The organism is uncultured Kiloniella sp. (assembly GCF_937128705.1).
Taxonomy (GTDB): domain Bacteria; phylum Pseudomonadota; class Alphaproteobacteria; order Kiloniellales; family Kiloniellaceae; genus Kiloniella.
Window position 1 is genome coordinate 1 of record NZ_CAKZMP010000059.1, and the last position, 6,642, is coordinate 6,642.

Annotated in this window: 8 protein-coding genes; 3 read left to right on the forward strand and 5 right to left on the reverse strand. The window is 43.0% G+C overall.

What is annotated here, in order from left to right:
• Positions 1-363 precede the first annotated feature (363 nt).
• Entirely contained in the window at positions 364-1,611 is a 1,248-nt protein-coding gene (locus Q0241_RS03400) for a threonine synthase (RefSeq protein WP_299373079.1), read from the forward strand.
• 107 nt (positions 1,612-1,718) lie between these two features.
• On the opposite strand, the gene arsC is transcribed toward Q0241_RS03400, so the two are convergent.
• The 4 genes from arsC to Q0241_RS03420 all read right to left on the reverse strand — a co-directional run bounded on the left by arsC (position 1,719) and on the right by Q0241_RS03420 (position 4,213).
• The gene (gene arsC / locus Q0241_RS03405) at positions 1,719-2,123 is read right to left on the reverse strand and encodes an arsenate reductase (glutaredoxin) (protein ID WP_299373081.1); all 405 of its coding nucleotides are present in this window, start codon (positions 2,121-2,123) and stop codon (positions 1,719-1,721) included.
• Between the two features lie 61 nt (positions 2,124-2,184).
• Complete coding sequence (gene arsB / locus Q0241_RS03410) at positions 2,185-3,231, reverse strand: ACR3 family arsenite efflux transporter (RefSeq protein ID WP_299373083.1); 1,047 nt, start codon at positions 3,229-3,231, stop codon at positions 2,185-2,187.
• 60 nt (positions 3,232-3,291) lie between these two features.
• A complete protein-coding gene (locus tag Q0241_RS03415) occupies positions 3,292-3,618 on the reverse strand; it encodes a helix-turn-helix domain-containing protein (protein ID WP_299373085.1) in 327 nt (108 codons plus the stop codon).
• A 163-nt stretch (positions 3,619-3,781) separates the two neighbouring features.
• Positions 3,782-4,213 carry a GNAT family N-acetyltransferase gene (locus Q0241_RS03420; protein ID WP_299373087.1) on the reverse strand — a complete coding sequence of 144 codons (432 nt, stop codon included), beginning with the start codon at positions 4,211-4,213 and terminating at the stop codon, positions 3,782-3,784.
• A gap of 135 nt (positions 4,214-4,348) precedes the next feature.
• Between Q0241_RS03420 and Q0241_RS03425 the strand changes: the two genes are divergently transcribed.
• Together Q0241_RS03425 and Q0241_RS03430 are read left to right on the forward strand one after the other, a co-directional pair.
• A complete protein-coding gene (locus Q0241_RS03425) occupies positions 4,349-4,732 on the forward strand; it encodes a hypothetical protein (RefSeq protein ID WP_299373090.1) in 384 nt (127 codons plus the stop codon).
• Positions 4,733-4,827: 95 nt separating this feature from the next.
• Complete coding sequence (locus Q0241_RS03430) at positions 4,828-5,217, forward strand: hypothetical protein (protein ID WP_299373093.1); 390 nt, start codon at positions 4,828-4,830, stop codon at positions 5,215-5,217.
• 192 nt (positions 5,218-5,409) lie between these two features.
• Here the strand turns inward: Q0241_RS03430 and Q0241_RS03435 are convergent, their stop codons facing one another.
• Entirely contained in the window at positions 5,410-6,297 is an 888-nt protein-coding gene (locus tag Q0241_RS03435) for a LysR family transcriptional regulator (RefSeq protein WP_299373096.1), read from the reverse strand.
• Positions 6,298-6,642: the final 345 nt, after the last annotated feature.

Below are 6,642 nucleotides of genomic sequence, written 5' to 3' on the forward strand. Positions count from 1 at the left end.
GCTCATGATGATTCGCTTATTTTATAAGGTTTGGTTGATGCTGATATGTACTATGTAAGTGTGTATTTCAAGGTATTTAACACTTCAAAATGTGAATACCAGATATTCACTAGATGTATGTGTGAAATCTAAAGTTGTCGATTATCGGTAAAGCAAAAATTAAAGAACTGCTCTGGAAAGTGCAGCATTTGTTTTTTTTTGAAGCCAGTCAGGGCAACAGGATTAAAAGGTGTAAGAGAACTTTTTCTTTGTACCAGAGTGCAATGACTAATAGTCTTAAAAGGTAGTTAAACAAACGTCTCTCTAATTCCCTAATCTCATTTACTTGATTTAATCGGCTTAGTTCCTGTTAGGAGAAATTTGATGCAGCCCAGATTTTCTTTCGATCCTGCGATCATTAATGAGTTTCCAAATTTTGTATCACATCTTGAGTGCTCTTATACGGGGGAGATGCTTGAGGCTGGTCAATTGCACGGGCTTTCCTCTGCAGGGAAACCAATTTTGGTCCGCTATGACCTCAAAGCTTTAAGTGAAGCTCTGTCCAAAAAGGATTTAGCACAAAGACCAGGTGGATTTTGGCGTTATCGGGAATTCCTTCCTGTGCGGCAGGCTCAAAACGTTGTTAGTCTTGGCGAAGTTATGACTCCCTTACTTTCTTTGCCCAGTCTGGCGGGTAAGGGCGGGGAGCTCATTGTAAAGGATGAAGGGCGTCTTCCCACGGGCTCTTTCAAAGCTCGGGGATTGGCACTGGCAGTTTCCATGGCAAAGGAGCTTGGTGTTAGCCGTCTTGCTATGCCCACAAATGGAAATGCGGGGGCAGCGATGGCGGCCTATGCAACGCGGGCCGGAATGGAAACGACTATATTCTGCCCGGATGACACTCCTGAAGTGAATGTATCTGAGATCGAATATCAGGGCGGAAAGGTCTATCGCGTTAACGGGTTGATCAATGATTGTGGAAAGATCGTTGGGGAGGGAAAAGAGCCGACTGGATGGTTTGACTGTTCAACCTTGAAAGAGCCGTATCGTATCGAAGGCAAAAAAACGATGGGGCTAGAGCTTGCTGAGCAACTCGGTTGGGATGTTCCAGATGTTATCTTTTATCCGACAGGTGGTGGTACTGGACTGATTGGTATGTGGAAAGCTTTTGAAGAGTTGGAAGCTATCGGCTGGATTGGATCTAAGCGTCCCAAAATGGTGGCCGTGCAATCCACGGGCTGTGCACCGATCGTCAAGGCTTATGAAGACGGTGAAGAACACGCGCCTTTGTGGGAAAATGCCTACACCCATGCATCGGGCATTCGTGTGCCTGTCGCTGTCGGGGATTTCCTTATTTTACGGGCTGTACGTGAAAGTGGAGGCTTTGCAATTGCTGTTACCGATGAGGCAATCACGCAATCCCAAGCAGAGGTTGCTCACAAAGAAGGCGTTTTGCTTTGTCCGGAAGGGGCCGCGACTTATGCGGCGTATAAGCAGTCTTTGGCAAATGGTCAGATTAAAGAAACAGATCGCGCTGTCCTGTATAACTGTGCAACCGGGTTGAAATATCCTATGCCGCCTATTACGCGGACACTTGATAAGAACCAACCCATTGATTATTCAAAAATATAGTAATTTCTTTTGAGAATAATGCTAATAATGACGTGCTTTTTGACTTTGTCGTTGGTGCACTTGGTTCCGCTGAGAGTTTAATAATAAAATCTCAGGAATTGCGATTGTTAAGGGGCGATGACTATTTCACCATCTTCTTTCTCGTAAGTTGAACCAGAAGGTGCGTTTATCAGTGAAAACACAGTTTCTGATGGCCTGCATAGTAAGATGCCTTTATCTGTGCATACTATCGGACGATTTACTAAAATAGGATATCGCAGCATTGCTTCGAATATGGTGTCATCAGAAACTATTGGATTAAGTAGTCCTAGCTCTTTTGCGGGGGATTTTGTCGTACGCAGTGCTTGTCGTGGCGTAAGGTTAGATTTGTTGAATAAACCTTTTAACTGTTCACTATTCCATCCTGTCTTTAGGTATTCTATGACCTGTGGCTCGCCGTGAAATCGTCTTAGTATATTCAGAACATTCCGTGATGTTCCGCATTCCGGGTTATGATAAATAATGATTGCCATTACCTTGATCTCATTAACCTGTAGGTCTTGTTAACTGATTTCAGTACGGGTTGTTTTCTGTTCATTTTCTGGGGAAATAGGCTTGGGTTTTATTGGCAAGGGCAACTAGAGATAACATAACCGGGACTTCGACGAGTACACCGACAACGGTTGTCAGGGCTGCTCCTGAATTGAGTCCGAATAAGCCAATGGCAACAGCTACGGCAAGTTCAAAAAAGTTTGATGTTCCGATAAGGGCGCAGGGGGCTGCGATACGAAAGGGAACTTTCATAAACCAGGCCGCAAAATAGGCGATTACGAAAATGCCGTATGACTGGAGCAATAGAGGTATGGCTATAATAATTATTAGAGTTGGGTTTGCTAATATTACATTGCCCTGAAAGCCAAAAAGAAGAACGACAGTGGCTAAAAGGCCTAATATCGAAAAGGGTTTTAATGCTGCGGTAAAATTTGAAACTGCTTCGTCCGTTTTATTCGCGTTGAGAAGAATTTTTCGGGTTATAATTCCCGCCGTCAAGGGGACGATAACATACAAAACAACGCTGAGGATTAGAGTGCCCCATGGGACGGGGATATCTGTTACCCCCAAAAGTAAGGCGACTATGGGGGCATAAGCAAAGATCATAACCAGATCATTTATACTGACCTGTACTAATGTATAGTTCGCGTCACCTCGGGTGAGGTGCGACCAGACAAAGACCATTGCAGTGCACGGGGCTGCACCCAATAATATTAACCCGGCGATATATGAATCTGCATCTGGTGCTGTGATTAGGTCTATAAACAGAAATTTAAAAAAGAAAACACCAAGAGCCGCCATTGTGAAGGGTTTTATCAACCAGTTTACAACCAAAGTAATGAAAAGGCCTTTGGGTTGCTTTGCGACATACCGGATACTGCCAAAATCTACTGACACCATCATTGGATAGACCATGGCCCATATCAATGCCGCAATGACAAAGTTAACATGCGCATATTCGAATGAGGTCAGAAGGTTGAAGATATCAGGCCAAGTTTGGCCAAGAACAATGCCGAGTATTATTGACACAGTAACCCATAGAGAAAGCCATTTTTCAAAAATTCCGATACCATTATTCTCTGTTGACATTTTATACCTATTTTCTCACTTGGTGGACTGTGTGTGGTTCAGTGAAAGTGTCGAGCTCGGTCAGTGATCACAGGCAACTTTATCGATAACAGATTGGCAAAGTTCAGGATTGCCTCCGCAACAATCCTCCATCAGGAAAGTGAGAAGATCTTTTATTACTTCAAAGTTGACAAAGTATCTTATCGTGCGTCCTTGCCGTTCTTTACGTAGTAGTTGCGAGTTTACTAGGATCGATAAATTTGTTGATGCAGTATTAGGGCGGATATCAAGCGCTTGACTAATCTCGCCAGCCAACAGACCGCTATCCCCAGCTTTGATGAGTATACGGACCATATCCAGTCTTACAGGTTGGCTCATTGCCGAGAAGATTGAGAGTGCATTAAACATTTCCATATTTCATGAATAATGGAAATGTTTAATGCAGGCAAGTTTTTTAATGTTAGAATTCGTTACTTTAAAAGGTGGGGATCTAAAATTTTGGGGGAGAATTGTGTTTTTTCAAGGCTTGTTGATTTATCAATAAAGTAGCTGGTTCTGTCTGGCTGTCCGATTAGGCATTAGTACTGTTTGAGGATGTATAGGAATAAAGATTAACATCGTTTCTTAATTTCCAGCCCTTTGATTGCCAGAAATCATTGGCAATTCCATTATCCTTGAAGACAAAAATATGTGTTTTATCAATGCCGATTTCTGAGAGGCTAGAGAGACATTTCCTGAAAAGTTTCTCACCTAATCCCAATTTTCTGTAATTTGGCTTTACAACGAGGTGTTGCAGATATCCTCTACGACCATCGTGGCCACACATGACGCAAGCAATAATAATTTCTTTATCTTCAATTACAAAGTTAAGTTCGGGATTTCGCTCCAGATAACGTTCAGTTGCGGGGTACGAATCAGCATCCCGTAACGTCACACCGGGCGTTTCCTTAAAAAGTTCTATCAGTGCAGGGTGGTCTGACGGTAACATCTGGCGTAAATTCATTGAAAAAATCTTTGTTAAAGTTCTTAAAAGATTCCAAAGCTTTGCATCTTGTTAACGATATTAGAATAAACAGTTTCTGTCGTTTTTCCTATCTTTTGTTTATTGAGTAATGGTTGTGTACGTAAGGGGGGTAGATTGGGGGAAATATCAAAATCAGTGGTGGTCCTTTTTGTCCTTACACTTCTTTCGGGGTGTAAAGAAAATGGTGATGCCTTCGAAATGAAAATGATGAGTTTAAGTAAGACAAACATCGGGGTGAAAAATCTGGACGCCCGAAAGCTTGAAGGGTGTGTTGTTCTATTAAACGGTGCAAATGGTTTTTGGCATGAGCCAGAAAGATCAGAATTTAATAAAGGGGAGAGCCGCACCTTTTCTCTCGCTCGGTTCTATAGTGTTGGTAAGCGCCAATTTGACTATAGAGTGGATAAAATTTCCCAAGTTTCTGTGAGTTGTAAGAAACCACTTGGGTCTGCGTTGGTTTTTGAAACAAGCCAAGGGTCTTTAGGTTTTCTGAAATGAGTTTAAGAAAATACAATCATTTGATTGTTAATTAATCGAAGATTAGCTTTGTCTTCTTACACTGAGAGTACTTTGTATGATTTTGGTGTCGAAGAATGACGATGTGTTTGTTCCGATTGTTCTGTATGGTGTTCTTACCCTGTTTACTCGTTGTGGGGTGCGAAGACATAACGGGTGATTTCGATATGGAGCTTGTGTCTCTTAGCCGGACAAGTGTTGTTATCAAAAGCACGAACAGTGAACCACTTTCTGATTGTGTGGTTCTTATTAACGGGGCAAGTGGGTTTTGGTACGAACCTGAACGCGTCTCTTTTAAAAAAGGACAGCGCCGGACTTTTATTCTTTCTCGTTTCTTCACTTCAACAAAACGTCAGTTTAATGATCAGGTTGATAGCATCTCGCAGATAGCCGTCAATTGTACGCAACCTTCTGGCACTACTGTTGTTTTTGAAAAAAATCAAAGCTTCGGAGGGTTCCTTAATTAGGCGTAACGAACTGTAATCATCCGAGATTAAAATTGCACTTATTGGCTTTTTGAAACCAGATTAATTGCAGCTAACCTGCAATCATCATTTTTAGACTACTTTTAGTATGAATATACAATGGGTCATAATATTAGCACGCTTCGTGCAATGAACGGTCTAGGCATGCAGCCATTGAGGCGGCCTGTTTACAGCTCAAGCAGTCAATCTTTCTGAAAGAATATCAAAGATTGCGCGAATACGTGCATTAGTTTTGAGCTCGCGATGCGCAACAAGCCAGACAGGGACATCAGCCGAGATTTGATTTGGTAGAACGGCCTCAACTTCGGGGGTGATATCCCCAATATTTTTGAACATGACGGCAAGTCCGACCCCACGCTTGACCAACTCCCACATGGCGACACCGCTGTCTGCAATGACGCTGAATTGCTCAGAGGCTAAGGGAACGTTCATAGTTGTTAGCATTTGAAGAACTCGTCCAGAAGTGTCGCCTATAAAAGTTGTTCTCTCGCTAAAATCTTTGACCGTCGCAGGGCGGCCAAGCCAGTCAAGATAAGAGGTCGCGCCATAGAGTTTTCCTTGCGTTGTCTGTAACCGCTTAGCATACAAATCGGGATGTCTTGGCTCGACGTTGCGGATAGCGATATCAGCATCGCGCCGACGCAAGTCTTGCACTTCATTGGATGAGACGATTTCGATCTGAACTTCGGGATAAATCAATCGAATACTCTCTATGATTGGAGGAAGGATATAGGCACAGAATGTATCGCTTGCGGTAATACTTACAGGACCAGCGATTGTTTTATCTTGCCCTAACGCTGAAAGACTGAGTTGGTCCGCCGCGTCCTTCATGGCTTTTACATGCTGAACCATCGCATGCCCGTTGTCAGTCAGTACCAAGGATTTTCCAACTCGATCAAAGAGTAAGAGGCTGAGGTCGCTCTCTAACGCAGCAACATGTCGCCCAACTGTGGGTTGGGACAAACCTAAGCGGGCAGCAGCACCCGAGAATGAACCCGTTTCAACCGTCGCTAAAAACGCTTGCGCTTGAGACCAATCAAATGTGGAAGTTCTATTATTCATTCATATTTGTATATCATAAGTGCAAAATTTGCCAATTCCTAAATCGAATATGAATATATATAAGGTGCACATATCACCTCCAAAAAGGATATGGGCATGAGAGACCAGGCAGAAATTTGGGGCCGAATAGCTGAGAAGAAGCCATTGTTGGCTAGCATGGTAGTCGTTCAATTCCGGAATATCTGTATTAGCCCTTTTGGCATTCTCCGACCTCAAATCCAAAGTAGGGAAATATGAGAAACGTGCTAACCACACGCGAATGGGCAATATTAATTTTCATTGTTGTCTACACGTTTATTCCTGCTTTTGGGGGAATGATCAGGATTCTTGAGCTTGCCGGTGGCC